14 protein-coding genes are annotated in these 15,576 nt (G+C 63.9%); 2 read left to right on the forward strand and 12 right to left on the reverse strand.

Going from position 1 to position 15,576, the window contains the following annotated elements; genetic code table 11:
- Positions 1-215: 215 nt before the first annotated feature.
- From MHM97_RS04205 to MHM97_RS04235, 7 genes are all read right to left on the reverse strand, one after another.
- Entirely contained in the window at positions 216-1,541 is a 1,326-nt protein-coding gene (locus tag MHM97_RS04205) for a pyruvate dehydrogenase complex dihydrolipoamide acetyltransferase (RefSeq protein WP_239319786.1), read from the reverse strand.
- Positions 1,542-1,552: 11 nt separating this feature from the next.
- Positions 1,553-2,932: a pyruvate dehydrogenase complex E1 component subunit beta gene (locus MHM97_RS04210; protein WP_239319788.1), complete on the reverse strand. Its 1,380-nt coding sequence runs from the start codon at positions 2,930-2,932 to the stop codon at positions 1,553-1,555.
- Between the two features lie 16 nt (positions 2,933-2,948).
- The gene (gene pdhA / locus MHM97_RS04215) at positions 2,949-3,962 is read right to left on the reverse strand and encodes a pyruvate dehydrogenase (acetyl-transferring) E1 component subunit alpha (protein WP_239319798.1); all 1,014 of its coding nucleotides are present in this window, start codon (positions 3,960-3,962) and stop codon (positions 2,949-2,951) included.
- Positions 3,963-4,209: 247 nt separating this feature from the next.
- Positions 4,210-4,509, reverse strand: a complete 300-nt coding sequence (locus MHM97_RS04220) for an FtsB family cell division protein (protein ID WP_239319800.1) — start codon at positions 4,507-4,509, stop codon at positions 4,210-4,212.
- A 195-nt stretch (positions 4,510-4,704) separates the two neighbouring features.
- Entirely contained in the window at positions 4,705-5,973 is a 1,269-nt protein-coding gene (locus tag MHM97_RS04225) for an MFS transporter (RefSeq protein ID WP_239319802.1), read from the reverse strand.
- Positions 5,974-6,137: 164 nt separating this feature from the next.
- Positions 6,138-7,907: a methyl-accepting chemotaxis protein gene (locus MHM97_RS04230; RefSeq protein WP_239319805.1), complete on the reverse strand. Its 1,770-nt coding sequence runs from the start codon at positions 7,905-7,907 to the stop codon at positions 6,138-6,140.
- Between the two features lie 180 nt (positions 7,908-8,087).
- Complete coding sequence (locus tag MHM97_RS04235) at positions 8,088-9,278, reverse strand: phosphoglycerate kinase (protein ID WP_239319808.1); 1,191 nt, start codon at positions 9,276-9,278, stop codon at positions 8,088-8,090.
- A gap of 225 nt (positions 9,279-9,503) precedes the next feature.
- On the opposite strand from MHM97_RS04235, the gene MHM97_RS04240 reads away from it, so the two are divergent.
- Together MHM97_RS04240 and MHM97_RS04245 are read left to right on the forward strand one after the other, a co-directional pair.
- Entirely contained in the window at positions 9,504-10,010 is a 507-nt protein-coding gene (locus tag MHM97_RS04240; protein ID WP_239319811.1) for a peptidylprolyl isomerase, read from the forward strand.
- A complete protein-coding gene (locus MHM97_RS04245) occupies positions 10,003-10,551 on the forward strand; it encodes a peptidylprolyl isomerase (RefSeq protein WP_239319814.1) in 549 nt (182 codons plus the stop codon). Before MHM97_RS04240 ends, MHM97_RS04245 begins: the two co-directional genes overlap by 8 nt.
- Before the next feature lie 208 nt (positions 10,552-10,759).
- Here the strand turns inward: MHM97_RS04245 and MHM97_RS04250 are convergent, their stop codons facing one another.
- The 5 genes from MHM97_RS04250 to MHM97_RS04270 all read right to left on the reverse strand — a co-directional run bounded on the left by MHM97_RS04250 (position 10,760) and on the right by MHM97_RS04270 (position 15,522).
- Positions 10,760-11,290: a hypothetical protein gene (locus MHM97_RS04250; protein WP_239319816.1), complete on the reverse strand. Its 531-nt coding sequence runs from the start codon at positions 11,288-11,290 to the stop codon at positions 10,760-10,762.
- Positions 11,291-11,652: 362 nt separating this feature from the next.
- Positions 11,653-12,186, reverse strand: coding sequence for a bactofilin family protein (locus MHM97_RS04255; protein ID WP_239319820.1), 534 nt, complete (start codon positions 12,184-12,186; stop codon positions 11,653-11,655).
- A complete protein-coding gene (locus MHM97_RS04260; protein WP_239319823.1) occupies positions 12,176-13,507 on the reverse strand; it encodes a M23 family metallopeptidase in 1,332 nt (443 codons plus the stop codon). The genes MHM97_RS04255 and MHM97_RS04260 overlap by 11 nt, the downstream gene beginning before the upstream one ends.
- Before the next feature lie 297 nt (positions 13,508-13,804).
- Positions 13,805-14,647 carry a ferritin-like domain-containing protein gene (locus MHM97_RS04265; protein WP_239319826.1) on the reverse strand — a complete coding sequence of 281 codons (843 nt, stop codon included), beginning with the start codon at positions 14,645-14,647 and terminating at the stop codon, positions 13,805-13,807.
- A gap of 413 nt (positions 14,648-15,060) precedes the next feature.
- On the reverse strand, positions 15,061-15,522 hold the full coding sequence (locus tag MHM97_RS04270; RefSeq protein ID WP_239319829.1) for a peroxiredoxin: 462 nt from the start codon (positions 15,520-15,522) through the stop codon (positions 15,061-15,063).
- Positions 15,523-15,576: the final 54 nt, after the last annotated feature.

Consider the following 15,576-nt stretch of genomic DNA (forward strand, 5'->3'; position numbering starts at 1 on the left):
ATCCCGCAAAAAGGAAGGTGGGGCGTGCTGTTGCTGTCTAGGGCGCTGATAGTGCGATCGGGTAAACCGCAACAGCGCGAAGTGTTTTGAATTGCGGGTGAATGTCATGAAACTGTGATGTTTTTCCCTGTCGGGCAGACCCCGTTCCGGCAAACAAAAAACGCCGGGCAGTGTCTGCCCGGCGTGCAATCCTGTCAGGTGTTGGCGCGGCCCTGTCAGGCCAGCATCACCATCGGGTTTTCCAGATTGTCGACGATCGCTTTCAAGAGGTCCGCGCCAAGCGCGCCGTCGATGACGCGGTGGTCGACCGACATGGTGACGCTCATCACGGTGGCGACGGTCAACTCGCCATCTGCGCCCACCACGGGTTTCTTGACGCCGGAGCCGACGGCCAGAATGCCCGCATGCGGCGGGTTCACGATGGCATCAAAATTGTCGATGCCGAACATGCCGAGGTTGGAGATCGCAAAGGACCCGCCTTGGTATTCATGCGGTGCAAGCTTGCGGTCGCGGGCGCGAGTGGCGAGGTCTTTCATCTCTGCCGACAGCGCCGAGAGCGACTTCATATCGGAGTCTTGCAGAACCGGTGTGAACAGACCGCCCTCAATCGCGACCGCAACGGCCACATCGGAGGCTTTCATCTTCAGCACGCGGTCCCCGGCCCAGACCGCATTGGCGTCGGGCACCGATTGCAGCGCCAGCGCCACGGCCTTGATGATGAAGTCATTGACGGAGAGTTTGACGCCCCGCGGCTCCAGCTGCTTGTTGAGCTGGGAGCGGAATTTCAGCAGCGCGTCGAGCTGGATGTCGCGGCGCAGGTAGAAATGCGGGATGGTCTGCTTGGCCTCGGTGAGACGCGCGGCAATGGTCTTGCGCATGCCATCGAGTTTGACTTCCTCGTAGTCGCGCCCCTCGTACATCTTGGCGACCGCATCGGCGGAGGGGCCAGCAGGTGCGGCAGCAGCAGCCGGAGCAGCGGCGGGCGCGGTCTTGGCCTCTGCCTTGGGGGCGGCGGTGGCGTTTTCCACATCGACCTTGATGATGCGTCCACGGGGGCCGGAGCCTTTGATCGACGCAAGGTCGAGCCCCTTGTCGGCGGCGATGCGACGCGCCAGGGGCGAGGCAAAGATGCGCGAGCCATCCGCCGCAGCGGGCGCTGCCGGGGCAGGGGTTGCGCTTGCGGCGGCGGGGGCAGCGGCTGCGTCGGAGCCTCCTTCGGAGGCCGCCTCCTGAGCCGCGTCAGCGGCAGGGGCCGCTTCCGGTGTTGCCGCTGATGTGTCGATATCATCAGCGCTTTCACCATCCTCCAGCAGGACCGCGATGGGGGTGTTGACCTTCACCCCCTCGGAGCCCTCGGCGATCAGGATCTTGCCAACGACACCTTCGTCCACGGCCTCGAATTCCATCGTCGCCTTGTCGGTCTCGATCTCGGCAATGAGGTCGCCGGAGGAGACGGTGTCGCCCTCCTTGACCAGCCATTTTGCCAGCGTGCCTTCCTCCATGGTGGGAGAGAGGGCGGGCATGAGAATTTCAGTGGGCATCCTTGCTCTCCTTAGCGGTAGGTCACTTGTTTCACGGCTTCGATCACCTCGTCGGTGGTGATCAGTGCGTGTTTTTCAAGGTTGGCGGCATAGGGCATCGGCACGTCCTTGCCGGTGCAGGTCACCACGGGCGCGTCGAGATAGTCGAACGCCTGCTGCATCACCTCGGAGGCGATGTAGGAGCCAACAGAGCCCTGCGGCCAGCCTTCCTCGACGGTGACCAGACGGTTGGTCTTCATCACCGATTTGATCACGGTGGGCAGGTCCATCGGGCGCAGGGTGCGCAGGTCGATGACCTCGGCGTTGATGCCGTCTTCGGCCAGCTTATCCGCCGCTTGCAGGGCGTAGGTCATGCCGATGCCGAAGGACACGATGGTGACATCGTCGCCCTTGCGCCAGATTTTCGCCTTGCCGAAGGGCACGGTGTAATCGTCGAGTTTCGGCACATCGAACGACTTGCCGTAGAGGATCTCGTTTTCAAGGAAGATCACCGGGTTCGGGTCGCGGATCGCCGATTTCAGCAGGCCCTTGGCGTCGGCGGCGGAGTAGGGCATTGCCACCTTGAGGCCGGGGATCTGCATATACCATGCAGCGTAGTCCTGGCTGTGCTGTGCGCCCACACGCGCCGCTGCGCCGTTGGGGCCACGGAACACCATCGGTGCGCCCATCTGACCGCCGGACATATAGAGCGTCTTGGCCGCAGAGTTGATGATCTGGTCGATCGCCTGCATGGCGAAGTTGAAGGTCATGAACTCAACGATGGGGCGCAGCCCGCCAAAGGCCGCGCCGGTGGCGATCCCGGCAAAGCCATGCTCGGTGATCGGAGTGTCGATCACGCGTTTGGCGCCGAACTCATCCAGCAAGCCCTGGGTGATCTTGTAGGCGCCTTCGTATTCGGCGACTTCCTCGCCCATGACAAAGACGTCTTCGCTGCCCCGCATCTCTTCGGCCATGGCGTCGCGCAGCGCTTCGCGCACGGTCTGGCTGACCACTTCGGTGCCCTCGGGATAATCGGGACTGTCATCCACCTCGGGGGCAGCCGGGGCCGCGGCAGCAGCGACGGTCGGCGCGGGCTCCGCAGGAGCCTCGGCGGCCGGCGCTTCTCCGCCCGCCGCAGGTGCGGATGCGACAGCATCCTCCACGCTTTCGCCCTCTTCCACGAGGATCGCGATGGGGGTGTTCACCTTCACGCCCTCGCTGCCTTCGTCGATGAGGATCTTGCCGACGATGCCTTCGTCGACAGCCTCGAATTCCATGGTGGCCTTGTCGGTTTCGATCTCGGCAAGAATATCGCCGGAGTTCACGGTATCGCCTTCCTTTACCAGCCATTTGGCCAGCGTGCCTTCCTCCATGGTCGGCGACAGGGCGGGCATCAGAATTTCAGTTGCCATAATCTTGGTCTCTCCCTCAGGCGCTTTTCTGCGGAATGTCGTCGGCGTAAATATCGGTCCAAAGCTCCTCAAGCGCGGGCTCGGGGCTTTCCTTGGCGAAATCGGCGGATTTATTGACGATATCCTTGATTTCCTTGTCGATCGCCTTGAGGTCTTCTTCGGTGGCATGCTTGCCGGTCAGCAGCATTTCGCGGACCTGCTCGATGGGGTCACGCTCTTCGCGCATTTTCTGCACTTCCTCGCGGGTCCGGTATTTTGCCGGGTCCGACATCGAGTGGCCGCGATAGCGGTAGGTTTTGACCTCGAGGATATAGGGGCCTTTGCCGGCGCGGCAGTGGGCGACGGCGCGCTCGCCGGCTTCCTTGACCGCCAGCACGTTCATGCCGTCGACTTCTTCGCCCGCGATGCCATAGGCCTCGCCGCGTTTCCACAGTGCCGGGGATTTGGTCGACCGCTGGACGGAGGTGCCCATGGCGTATTGGTTGTTCTCGATCACAAAGACCACCGGCAGATCCCAGAGCTGCGCCATGTTGTAGGTCTCATAGACCTGACCCTGGTTCGCCGCGCCATCGCCAAAATAGGTGAAGGTCACGCGGTCGTTGCCTTTGTATTTGTCGGAAAACGCAAGGCCCGCACCCAGCGGCACCTGCGCGCCGACGATGCCATGGCCGCCATAGAAATGCTTCTCCTTGGAGAACATATGCATGGAGCCGCCCTTGCCCTTGGAATAGCCGCCCTCGCGGCCCGTCAGCTCGGCCATCACCCCGTCCGGGTCCATGCCGCAGGCCAGCATGTGGCCGTGGTCACGGTAGGATGTGACGCGTTTGTCGCCGTCCTCGGCCGCAGCCTCCAGACCGACAACCACCGCTTCCTGACCGATGTAAAGGTGGCAGAAGCCGCCAATGAGGCCCATGCCGTAGAGCTGACCGGCCTTTTCCTCGAATCGCCGGATCAACAGCATCTCGCGGTAGTAGGTTGTCAGTTCTTCGGCGGAAACGTTTGATTTCTGAGCGCTTTTTCTTGCGGCCATAATGGCAGGCTCCCCCTAAAGCTAAGGTAGTTTAACACTAAACTATCTCATAGAGCATTTTTCCCGCTGTTGCGAGGAATAATGTGACGCCGGGTCTGATCCGGCTGTGCTCCGCCGGATGCCGCAGGCAGTGCGGACCCGAAAAGGACAGTCAGAGATATCCGGGGCAGGGTGCCGACTGCGGCACCGGAAATCAAGCCCGGCGCCCGCAACGGTCATGCTTACGGTCAGGGCGCCGCAGGGCGGATCAGTCGATGATGATTTCGTCCGAACGGGCCAGACCCAGAACGGAGCGGGCCTGTTCGTCCAGCAGGTCGAGGTCGAGATAGTCATCCGACAACCGGCGGGTCAGGTTTTCCATCCGCGCGATGTCCTGTTGCAGCCGGGCGAGGTCCTGTTCGAGTCCATCGGCCTCGGCCTGTATCTCGACACGCCGGAACAGTCCAAAATCGCCCTGCACGGCGGCAAAGGTGAAATAGGCGCTCAGCAGGAACGCCGCGGCGAAGAACAGCAAAGTGCCTAAGGAAGGCGAGGATTTTCGCGTCACGTGGATGATGCCTGTACTGCAATGCTCGGGGCGCGCCGGTTTGCCCGACGTCTGACGCCCTTATGGCACAGGCACCGAGGCCTGTGAATTCCCAAAAGGGTTAACGTTCCGAGGTGTCGCAAACGCGGGACAGTCCGGGAGAGCGGAGGCCTCCGACCTGCGGCGGGGCCACCTGTGCAGCGGGTTGCCGTGGTCCTACTCGGCCTCCGCGTTTTCGGCCGCCCAGGTGGTGGCGTCCTCCACCGCAACGATCGAGGTCGTCGGCACCAGGTTCACATAGGCGTCGGTTTCCGACGCCGGCGTCGCCTCGGACTGCGACATCCTGTAGAGCGCATAGACCGTGATCGCCAGAAACGTGCCGCCCAGCACGATCCAGAACGCAAACGGGCCAAGCACATCCATGGCCAGACCCACGGCAAGCGGCCCCAGAATGGCCCCCAACCCGAAGGTGAACACCAGCCCCCCGGAAATCGCCGGCATGTCCGCCACCGGCACATTGTCGTTGGTGTAGGCCAGAAACAGCGCATAAAGCGGCGTTGTCATGCCCCCGGCAAGAAAGGCCGCCGCCATGATCGGCACGGCCGGATCGAGGGTGAGCCAGGCCGGCGGGCTCTGCGCGATCCAACCCAGCCCGCAGGCGGCGGCCCCCAGGAACGCGGTGCCGCAAATCACCTTGCGCCGGTCGATGCGGTCGGACAGCCAGCCGATCGGGACCTGCATCAGCATCGCCCCGCCAAACAGCATCGCCACGAACAGTGCGATCTGATTGGCGCTGAGGCCGATCTCGCTGCCAAACACGGCGCCCATGCCGGATTGGCTGGCGTAGATGCTGCCCAGGAGAAAGATACCGACCGTGCCCAGCGGCGACGCGGTGAACAGGTCCTTGAGACCGCAGGGTTTGGCGACATCGACCATGGGCGCGGGCTGGATCGACAGCAGGATCGGCGCAAAGGAGATCGACACCAGAATCGAGGCCCCGATAAACAGCGCCGCATTGCCGGCGTCGCCCAGCGTCAACAGGCCCTGCGCGCCGATGATGCCAAGCGTCTGCGCCAGCATATAGGCCGAGAGCATCTTGCCGCGGTTCTCGTTCGAGGTGGCATTGTTGAGCCAGCTTTCCGCAACCACATAGATGCCCGACATGCAAAACCCGATGACCACGCGCAGGATCGTCCATGTCCAGGGTTCTGCCCAGAGCGTAAAGGCGATCAGCGCCGCGGAGATGAAGCTGCCCAGGGCCGCAAAGACCCGCACATGTCCCACGCGCTGGATCAGGATCGGTGAAAACCGGGCGCCGGACAGGAAACCGAGGAAATACCCGGAGGTGATGATCGACAGTTCAGCGGAGGAGAACCCCTCCATCCCGCCGCGCAGGCCCATGAGGGTAAAGTGCATCCCGTTGCCGAGCATGATCAGCACCACACCGGCAAGGAGCGCCCAGACAGAGGCCAGCATATTGATCATCTCAGCACCCCGAGTGTTGCACGGGGAACCGCCCTCAGACGGCGGCCCCCCGGACACTTAAGACAGCAATCTGCCGCAAGATCAGCGCGCCAGCGCCGCACATAGGGGTGTTTGCGACATTGCGCCGGTGTGGCGCTCAGAGCCGGTGCGCGCCGCGCGCAGGATCAGGCCGCGCGGGCCTCTCCCGTTGGCGTGTCGTCGGCTTGGCCACCGGTGAACCCCTGCAACAGATCGCTGAGACGGCTGGCTTGGCTGCGCATCTCCTGGCTGGCGCTGTAGGTCTGCTGCACCATCGCGGCGTTTTCCTGGGTCACCGTGTCGAGCTGGGCGACACCGATGTTGATCTCCTTGATGCCTGCCGCCTGCTCCCCGGAGGAGCTGGCGATGGCGGAGACCATGCCGGAGACGTTGGTGACGCTTTCGACGATGCGGTTCAGGGTCTCTGACGTGGCTTCGACCAGACGTTCGCCCTCGCTGACCTGGGTCGAGCTTTCCTGCACCAGCTCCTTGATCTCGCTGGCGGATTTGGCGGCCTTCAGGGCCAGGCCACGCACTTCGGAGGCGACCACGGCAAACCCGCGCCCGGCTTCGCCCGCGCGGGCGGCCTCGACGCCGGCGTTCAGCGCCAGCAGGCTGGTCTGAAAGGCGATGTCGTCGATCGAGGTGATGATCTGGCTGATCTGTTCGGAATAGGAGGCGATCGAGGTCATCGCCTCGCGTGCCTGGGCCATGACCTCGCCGCCCTGTTCGGCGCGACGGCGGCCTTCTTCGACCTCGCGGTCTGCGGCCTGGGCCTGTTCGGCGCTGGATTGCACCGAGGCCGACATTTCCTCCAGCGCGGCGGCGCTTTCTTCCAGTGTGGCGGCCTGGGTTTCGGCACGCTGGGACATCTGGTCGGACATCCGTTCCATTTCGCGGGCGTTCTGTTCGACGACAGAAGAGCTCTGGCTGAGTTGCGCGACCAGATCGGCCAGCGACAGGGCAAGGCCGTTGAAATCCTCGCACAGCGCGGTGTAGCTGGGGCCGAGATCGGACCAGTCGCCGGCCGGGATCTCCTGGTCCAGGTGGCCCTGTTTCAGGCCGCTCATCGCTGCGCCAAGGGTTTCGAACAGAGCGACCCGGCGGGCGTTTTCGGTCTCGCTGGCCTGTGAGGCCGCCTCTGCCGCGGCCAGTCGCGCGCGCAGGTCTTGCAGGTTGCGGGCAATCCTGCCCAGCTCATCCCCCCGGTCGGTGCCGGAAATCTCGGTCTCGTAGTCCTGATCGCTGAGCGCCTGAATGCTGGCCGCGGCCCGCGCCACCGGCTGGCTCAGATGGCGCCCGAAGGCGAGGGCTACCGCCACCGCCACAAGGGCCGCCGTGGCGCTGCTGATGGCCTGGATGAGCTGGCTGTTTGCGATCAGCGTGCGGAGGTCCTGCTGGATCTGCACGTTGCGGGTCTGGATCGCCTCCTGCATCTGGTCGACGCTGTCGCGCAGCTCTGCCAGCAGCGGCACCACCGCATCCTGCGCCATGGTACCGCGGGTGTCGGCGGGGGCGGATTCGAGATCGGGGAGGCGGGCCGTGATCCGATCCAGCACCGCGTTGAGGTCCATCATCGCGGCAAAGACCGTCGGATTGCGCATTTCGGCGGTCACGGTGTCAAAGCGACCTTCGGCCAGGTCCAGCTCGGCGCGGATTTCGTCGAGGTTGCCCCGCAACCGGGTCAGCCCGTCCGGCGCGCCAAGCGCATAGGACAGAAGATCCGCCAGCCCCTGTTCGGTGTCTTCCTTGATGTCATCCAGGCTCTTGAGCTGGGCGGTGCCCAGATTGGTGTTCTGGATGGCATTGGTCAGACGCTGGTTGTTGATCCAGGAAATCGCCGACAGAGCCAGCAGCATGGCGATGAAGGCTCCGGCAAAGAGGAACACCTGGGTGCGGATGGAGAAATGTCTCATAAGGTGGGGACCTGTCGTATTCCGGCGGGCAGAAGGGCCCGGCCTGATCGCAGGCTACTGCCACAGACGTAAAGAAACGGTTTGTAAACTCTCGCCACTGCGTAAAAAAACCGGCACGCAGGAGGTGCGTGCCGGTCGTCAGTGTTGCGGTGGTTGCGGCCGTTTCGGCAACGGCAGCGATCAGCCCTCCAGCGCCGCAACGCCGGGCAGGACCTTGCCTTCCATCCACTCCAGAAAGGCGCCGCCAGCGGTGGAGATATAGCTGAACGCCTCTGCCGCGCCGGCCTGATTGAGTGCCGCCACGGTGTCGCCGCCCCCTGCGACGGAGACCAGGGTTCCCGCCTTGGTGCAGTCGGCGGCCTTTTGTGCGGCGGTGTTGGTGGCCATGTCGAAGGGTGCGATCTCAAAAGCGCCCAGCGGGCCGTTCCAGATCAGGGTCCTGCTGTCGGCAAATACGGCAGCGATGGCGGCAACCGATGCGGGACCGGCATCGAGGATCATCGCATCAGACGGGCAGGCATCGGCGGGAACGGTTTCATTCTCGGCACCGGCCTTGAACTCGCGCGCCACCACCACGTCGGAGGGCAAGAGAATGGTGCATCCGGCGGCCTCGGCGCGGGCCATGATTTCCTTGGCAGTTCCGGTCATATCGTGCTCGCAGAGCGATTTGCCGACGTCGATGCCCTGTGCCGCGAGGAAGGTATTGGCCATGCCGCCGCCGATCACCAGCGTGTCGACCTTGGCGACCAGATTGCCCAGCAGGTCCAGCTTGGTGGAGACCTTGGCGCCACCCACAACCGCCGTGACGGGGCGTTCGGGCGTGGCAAGCGAACCTTCGAGCGCCTTGAGTTCCGCCTCCATCAGGCGGCCCGCGCAGGCGGGCAGCAGGCGCGCCAGCGCCTCGGTCGAGGCATGGGCGCGGTGGGCGGCAGAGAACGCATCATTGCAGTAGATATCGCCGAGCTTTGCCATTTCCGCCGCGAGGTCGGCGTCGTTCTTTTCTTCGCCGGCGTGAAAGCGGGTGTTTTCCAGCAGCAGGATCTGGCCCGGTTGCAGGGCGGCAATTGCAGCCTCGGCAGCGGGGCCACGGCAATCGGCGACAAAGACCACGGATGCGCCAAAGGCGGCTTCCAGCGCGGGAACGAGCGGTTGCAGCGACATATCCGGCACCACCTGACCCTTGGGGCGGCCAAAATGGGCCAGGAGCACGGGCTTTGCACCCTTGGCCAGGAGGTCGGAGATGGTCGGCACCAGACGGCGGATGCGGGTGTCATCGGTGACCTTGCCGTCCTCCATCGGGACGTTGATGTCCACGCGGGTCAGAACGGTTTTGCCTTCAAGCTCCATGTCGTCGAGTGTCTTCCAGCCCATGTCCGGCTCCTCTTTGGTATCGGGCGCGCCTGCGCGGGGTGCAGGTGCAGAAAATTCAAGGGTCTCGCGCCTGTGTCCTGTGTTTCTGCGCCTCAGTCAATGGTCTGGCGCGCCGTCGTCCTGCCGCGATCCCGCCGACCGGTGCGCTCGCGCGCATTGTTCCCTTGGCAAGCGGGGGCATGGACTTTAGGTATTCCGGCAATACGAATGTGACAGGAGGGCCTCATGGCCGAGATCAAGGATCCCGAAAACACCATCATCGTCGAGCTGAAGGACGGCAATGTCGTCATCGAGCTGCTGCCCGACGTGGCGCCGATGCATTGTGACCGGATGAAGGAACTGGCGCGCGAAGGCCAGTATGACAACGTGGCCTTTCACCGGGTGATCGACGGTTTCATGGCGCAGACCGGCGACGTGCAGCATGGCGACATGGAAGACGGGTTCAACCTGGGCCGGGCCGGCACCGGTGGCTCCGACAAGAAAGACCTGCCGGCGGAATTCTCCGGTGTGCCGCACGATCGTGGCACGCTGGGCGCGGCGCGCTCGTCGAACCCGAACTCCGCCAACTCGCAGTTCTTTATCAACTTCAAGGACAACCACTTTCTGAACCGTCAGTACACCGTCTATGGCCGTGTCATCGAGGGCATGGAGCATGTGGATGCGATCACCCGTGGCGAGCCGCCTGCGAACCCGGACCGGATGATCTCCGTCAAGGTGGCCGCCGATGCTTAAGCACCTGAGCGCACTGGTCTTTCTGGCCGCGTCGCCTGCGTATGCCACCGGTCTGGAAATCCAGGTCGAAGGCGAGGCCAATGGCACCATCGTGATCGACCTTCTGGAAGATGTGGCCCCCAAACACGTGGAGCAGATCACCGCGCTGGCCGATGAAGGCCAGTATGACGGGGTGGTGTTTCACCGGGTGATCGACGGCTTCATGGCGCAGACCGGCGACGTGGAAAACGGTCGTCTGGGATCGGACATGCGCTATGCGGGCACCGGCGGGTCCGACCGTCCGGATCTGGCGGCGGAATTCTCCGAACTGCCGTTTGATCGCGGCGTTGTCGGCATGGCGCGCTCGCAAGATCCCGACAGCGGTAACTCGCAGTTCTTCATCATGTTCGACGAAGGTCACTTCCTGAACGGTCAATATACCGTTGTGGGCCGTGTCACCGAGGGTATGGATGTGGTGGATCAGATCAAACGCGGCCATCCGCGGTCCGGTGCCATCACCGGCAAGCCCGATGTGATGACCAAGGTCTCCGTCACCGAGTAAGGTGCTGTCGGCACAGGAATATCAAAGCCCCGCAGCGTGATGCTGCGGGGCTTTCTGTTTGGTCCGGGCTGTGGTTGTGGCTGGAGTTCTGGGGTGAAGGGCGCGCTCCCGTGTCCGCCGGGTCCCCGGCTGTCGCCGGGCACGGCAGCGGCCTTTGGGCCGGGCGCCGCGCTGGCGCGCGGCGGGGGCAGGTGGCAGCCGCCAGTGTTTATGCGAGTTTGAGGCCGCGTTGCAAATCCTCAAGCGCCGTGCGCTGCGCGGAGGTGAGCTCGCCACTGCCGTATTTTGCGATATCCTGCACGATCTCGACCAGGGTGTTGAAATCGCTCTGACCGCTCAGCTTGTAGAGCTTGCGTGACAGGCGCGGCACCGCTTGAGCCGCATCGCCGCATTGGGTCACGATCCAGCGCCCGAGGATGACCAGTTCTTCGCCGTCCTTATGGCTGACATGACAGCCATCGCGCAGCCCCCGCACCAACGCATCGCGCTGCTCGGCGGTGGGGTAGTCATCGAGTTCGAGAAAGCTCACACCGATGGCGGCAATGGCGACCTTCGGGTCTTCGATTTGCTCGACAGGATGCACATTGACCTGCCGTCGAAAACCAAAGCGACGGGCAGCAGCGCGTGCATCCGCCGCCATATCGAGTAAATCGCTGGTCATATGGGCAGCGTTGCGCGCGCGGTGAAACCAGAACCATGCTCCGGCCAAAACGGCGAGAGCGCCTAGAATAATGGGCATGTTCAAAATCCGATTTTAGAATCTCTGGCAGTAGATCTAGCCGCTGCCAGATCCGCCACAAAGGGGAATCTCGCCTCCGCGGATGTCGCGTCTTCTGGTTGCGTTGCGGGTACGGGTCATCGTCATAGGGATGCGTTCGGTCGCGAAGACCACCAAAGCAACTGTGGCACGGCATGTGCGCCGCATCTGGTGTGGGATCAGCCTGTATCTGCGATGCGACGTTCAGACGGGCAAAACAGACCGCGTAAAACAGACCGTGCGAAACGGGCGGGGTAAAACAGACGGGCAAAATAAAAAGCGCCGGCGTGGACCGGCGCTTTTGTCGTTCTGCTATTGGGCCTGCGCCGCTGCGCAGGCGGAGGTCAGCCTTCGGCCTTGGCCGGCGCGGCGGCGGGCTGGGCCGGTGCCTTGGAGGCGGCTTTGCCGGGGCTGAGCGGGTCGTCCTGACGCTGCACGGAGCCTTCGAAATGGGCGCCGGACTCGATCGCGATGGTCTTGTGGATGATGTCACCCTCGACCCGCGCGGTGGAGGTCAGGCGGACCTTCAGACCGCGCACGCGACCGACGATGCGGCCGTTGATGACCACGTCGTCCGCGGTGATCTCACCTTTGATGGTGGCGGTCTCGCCAATGGTCAGAAGATGGGCGCGGATGTCGCCTTCGACGGTGCCTTCGACCTGGATGTCACCGGTGGTTTTGACATTGCCGGTGATGTGCAGATCCGAGCTCAGCAGCGAGGCCGCGGGCTTTGCCTTGGGCGCGGCGGGCTTGCTGTAGTCGCTGGCGCCGGTGGATGCGCTGCTCGACGAGGAGGGCGCCGGGCTGGAGGCCGGGGTCGCCGTTGGAGTCTCGGCTTGTTTCGGGCCGGGCTCGTTGATTTTGCTCTTAGAAAACATTTCTCGCAGCCTTGATATAGATCATGGGGTTTACGGGTTTGCCATTGACCCTGACCTCGTAATGGAGGTGGGTCCCGGTGGACCGTCCGGTGTTACCCATATCAGCAATGTGATCCCCGCGCGAGACCCTTTGACCGACCTTCACACGGATGTTGGAGTTATGGGCATATCTGGTTTCGATGCCAAAGGCATGCTGGATTTTCACAAGCCGGCCATAGCCGGATTGCCAGCCCGCATGGGTGACCACACCGTCGGCGGTGGCAAAGATGTCGGTTCCGGTGCCGCCGGCGAAATCGGACCCTTTGTGCAGCCTGCGCCCGCCGGTCTTGGGGTCGCGGCGATAGCCAAACCCGGAGCTCTGACGCACCTGACCGAGGTTCACCGGCACCGAGAAGGGCGCCTGGGCGGCGGCGATCCGGTAGAGGTTCAGCTGGCTCATCTGATTGAGCAGCGCATTGGCGCGCAGCTCATCGGGGCTGGGTTCCTCGCCGCGGGTGGACAGGGACAGGGGCTCCAGCGGGCCGCCTTCGCCGTTATAGCCCCGGCGCACCTGTTCGAGAATGCGATCCGGCGGCAGGCCGGCGGAGGAGAACATCTTGTTCAGCGGCTCGACCGAGATTGCCATCGCCTCTTCCAGCTGGCGGAAGATCTGGTCGTTGCGCTGCGCGGCCAGGCGCAGTTCCAGTTCCAGATCGTCGCGCTGTGCCAGGGCAGAGCGGGCGTCGGATTCGATCTGGTCCCGTTCGGCGGCGGTCTCGGCCAGGGCGGTGGTGAGGAAATCCAGTTGCTCGGGCGCGGTGGCGGCGAGCACCTGTTCGGGGCTGTCGGGCGCGGTCTGTTCGCGCAGGTCCAGCACCGTGCGTTTCAGGATCTCGCGCTCGCGAATGGTCTGGCGCAGGTTGGCCTGGATGATGTCGATGCCGGTTTCCAGCTCGCGCCGGCGGGTTTCGGAGGCCAGCAGCTCCGACTGCATGGTGGAGATCTGCTCGAGCGCGGCGTTGAAGCGGTCCTGTGCAGCCAGCGCCTCTTCGGCGCGGCGGTCGCGTTCCGTGGACAGCGCATTCAGTCGCTCCTGATAGACCTGCTGGTCACGGCGCGCCTGATCGCGGAAGTTGCCGGAGCCGATGCTGTCCATCAGCACGATGGCGGTGGCGACGATGGCCCAGGACACAAACAGCGTCAGCCCGGCCACGGTCAGGATCTGGGTTTCCGAGCTCAGTCGTATGAACCGGGTGTCGGTGTCGGATTTGAGGAAAACCCGGCGCTCGGGGAACCGGCGCTCCAGAAATGCGTGAATCCGTAGGTGTAGTCCGCCGCGCAAGCCCGATATCCTTGTGCCATCCCTTTGCGGTTGCCCTCTCCTGCCTCCCGGAGATGTCGTGCAACCTGCCTTGGCAAGATGGAATAGCCAGACTGTGGCCATTCAGCAACCCTGTTCCGTCCGCATGGCGCTTCTGCGGCGCATTTCCTTGGCCTTGGGCAGAAAACTGCCGATATGGGCCGGTTTGACCCGGATTTTCGCGCAATGCGATATTGCTGCGGCGGTGATTCTCCTTTTGCGGGTTGTCCGGGGTGTTCGGAGCGGTCGCAGGGCCGGGGATGGCGCGGTGCCGTCGGGTCAGCGCGCGTAGGCCGGTGCTTCCCCATCCGCGAGCGGCCAGTAGAAATCCGGCGGCAGGCCCGCGTCGGCGCGTTTTTCCTCGTTGAAGGGCGGCTTGAGCGCGCCGTGGAAATACTTCTGCACCAATGCGTGGAATTCGGCCTTTGGGTCGAGGTTGTCGCGCCCGCAGAGGAAATTGAACCATTTGGCGCCATAGGCCACATGCCCGACCTCCTCGGCGTAGATGATCTCCAGCGCGTCGAGCGCCTGTTGCACACCCGCCTTGCGGAAGATCTCGATCATGCCCGGGGTCACATCCAGCCCGCGGGCTTCCAGTACCATCGGCACCACGGCCAGGCGACCCATCAAATCGTCCACGGTATCCTCGGCGGCGCGCCACATGCCGACATGGGCGGGCAGGGCGCCGTAGTGGCTGCCAAGGCTTTCCAGGCAATCGCACATCAGGTTGAAATGCTTGGATTCCTCATCTGCGGATTTCACCCAGTCATCGTAGAACCCAAGCGGCATCGGGATATGGGTGAAGCGGGCGATGATGTCCCAGTGCAGGTCGACGGCGTTGAGTTCGATATGGGCCACCGCATGCAAGAGCGCGATCCGGCCCTGCGGGGTGCCGGGTTTGCGCTTTGGCACGTCGCGGGGGTGCAGCAACTCGGGTTCCGCGGGGCGGGCCGGATGCAGGGGCGGGGTGGCGCTGCCCACGGCGATCTCCGGGGCGTCGCCGGCGCGGGCGGCGCGCCATGCGGCGGCGTATTTGTGCGACAGGGCAGTCTTGGCGCGCCCGTCGGCGCAAGTGAGCACGTCGGTGGCCATCTGGGCGAGGGTAAGGGGGGTGTGGGTCATGGGTCCGTCGGTTTGGCGTCGTGGAGTGGATATGACACGGGGCGTGGCACGTGTGGCGGTGCGGCGGTGAAAGGGATCAGGGCTCACCAGAGCGAAAGCGCTCCGGATCTGCCCCCTGCCACCGCCAGGTCCGCCCCGCAAGGAAAATAGCCGTCTCCCCACCCGCCGGGCGGGGGCCCTCGGCGATTTTTCTTGCGTCTCAGCTCTGGCCGTGGCGTGACAGAGGCAGGTGATGGGCGGCTCCGGAGCGAAACATCGGGCTTCGGGGGCTGGAGGTTTTGCGCTTTGCTGTGCAAATCGCGGGAGGGCGGGGCCGCGCCTGCGGCGCGGCCCCGCCCGGCCCAACGCTTTTGGGGGTGGCTTTGCCGCACCGCAAAAGGGGCGGGAGCCTCCCCTGCGCCCGTTGTGGGGGATTACAGGGCTTTGACCGCCTCCAGCACCTCTTCGACGTGGCTGGGCACTTTGACCTTGCGCCAGATGCGGGCGATTTTTCCGTCGCCGTCGATGAGGAAGGTCGAGCGTTCGATGCCCATGCTCTTGCGGCCGTACATGTTCTTTTCTACCCAGACGCCATAGTCCTCGCACATGGTGCTGTCGGCGTCGGACAGGAGCGGCACGGTCAGCCCGTGTTTGGCGACGAATTTGTCGTGTTTGGCCACTGTATCCCGGGAAATGCCGAACACCGCGGCACCGGCATCGGCAAAGGCCGGCAGATGCTCGGAGAATCCGATGGATTCCTTGGTGCATCCCGGCGTATCATCGCGGGGATAGAAAAACAGGACAACGGCCTGGCCCTTCAGGTCCGCAAGGGAGACTTCGCCGCCACCATCACGGGGCAGGGTGAAGGCCGGGGCAAGGTCAGAGGGTTCGAGCATGTTTTGGGTCTCCATAGGGTGTCGTTCAAGCTGCAAAGCGGGTACGAGCCAAAC

Origin of the sequence: Epibacterium sp. Ofav1-8 (genome assembly GCF_022348185.1) — a bacterium.
In the GTDB taxonomy this organism is placed as follows: domain Bacteria; phylum Pseudomonadota; class Alphaproteobacteria; order Rhodobacterales; family Rhodobacteraceae; genus Epibacterium.

Coding starts and splice junctions, on each gene's coding strand:
- MHM97_RS04205 (WP_239319786.1), bottom strand. CDS start 1,541: ATGCCCACTGAAATTCTCATGCCCGCCCTCTCTCCCACCATGGAGGAA.
- MHM97_RS04210 (WP_239319788.1), bottom strand. CDS start 2,932: ATGGCAACTGAAATTCTGATGCCCGCCCTGTCGCCGACCATGGAGGAA.
- pdhA (WP_239319798.1), bottom strand. CDS start 3,962: ATGGCCGCAAGAAAAAGCGCTCAGAAATCAAACGTTTCCGCCGAAGAA.
- MHM97_RS04225 (WP_239319802.1), bottom strand. CDS start 5,973: ATGATCAATATGCTGGCCTCTGTCTGGGCGCTCCTTGCCGGTGTGGTG.
- MHM97_RS04230 (WP_239319805.1), bottom strand. CDS start 7,907: ATGAGACATTTCTCCATCCGCACCCAGGTGTTCCTCTTTGCCGGAGCC.
- MHM97_RS04235 (WP_239319808.1), bottom strand. CDS start 9,278: ATGGGCTGGAAGACACTCGACGACATGGAGCTTGAAGGCAAAACCGTT.
- MHM97_RS04240 (WP_239319811.1), top strand. CDS start 9,504: ATGGCCGAGATCAAGGATCCCGAAAACACCATCATCGTCGAGCTGAAG.
- MHM97_RS04245 (WP_239319814.1), top strand. CDS start 10,003: ATGCTTAAGCACCTGAGCGCACTGGTCTTTCTGGCCGCGTCGCCTGCG.
- MHM97_RS04250 (WP_239319816.1), bottom strand. CDS start 11,290: ATGCCCATTATTCTAGGCGCTCTCGCCGTTTTGGCCGGAGCATGGTTC.
- MHM97_RS04255 (WP_239319820.1), bottom strand. CDS start 12,186: ATGTTTTCTAAGAGCAAAATCAACGAGCCCGGCCCGAAACAAGCCGAG.
- MHM97_RS04265 (WP_239319826.1), bottom strand. CDS start 14,647: ATGACCCACACCCCCCTTACCCTCGCCCAGATGGCCACCGACGTGCTC.
- MHM97_RS04270 (WP_239319829.1), bottom strand. CDS start 15,522: ATGCTCGAACCCTCTGACCTTGCCCCGGCCTTCACCCTGCCCCGTGAT.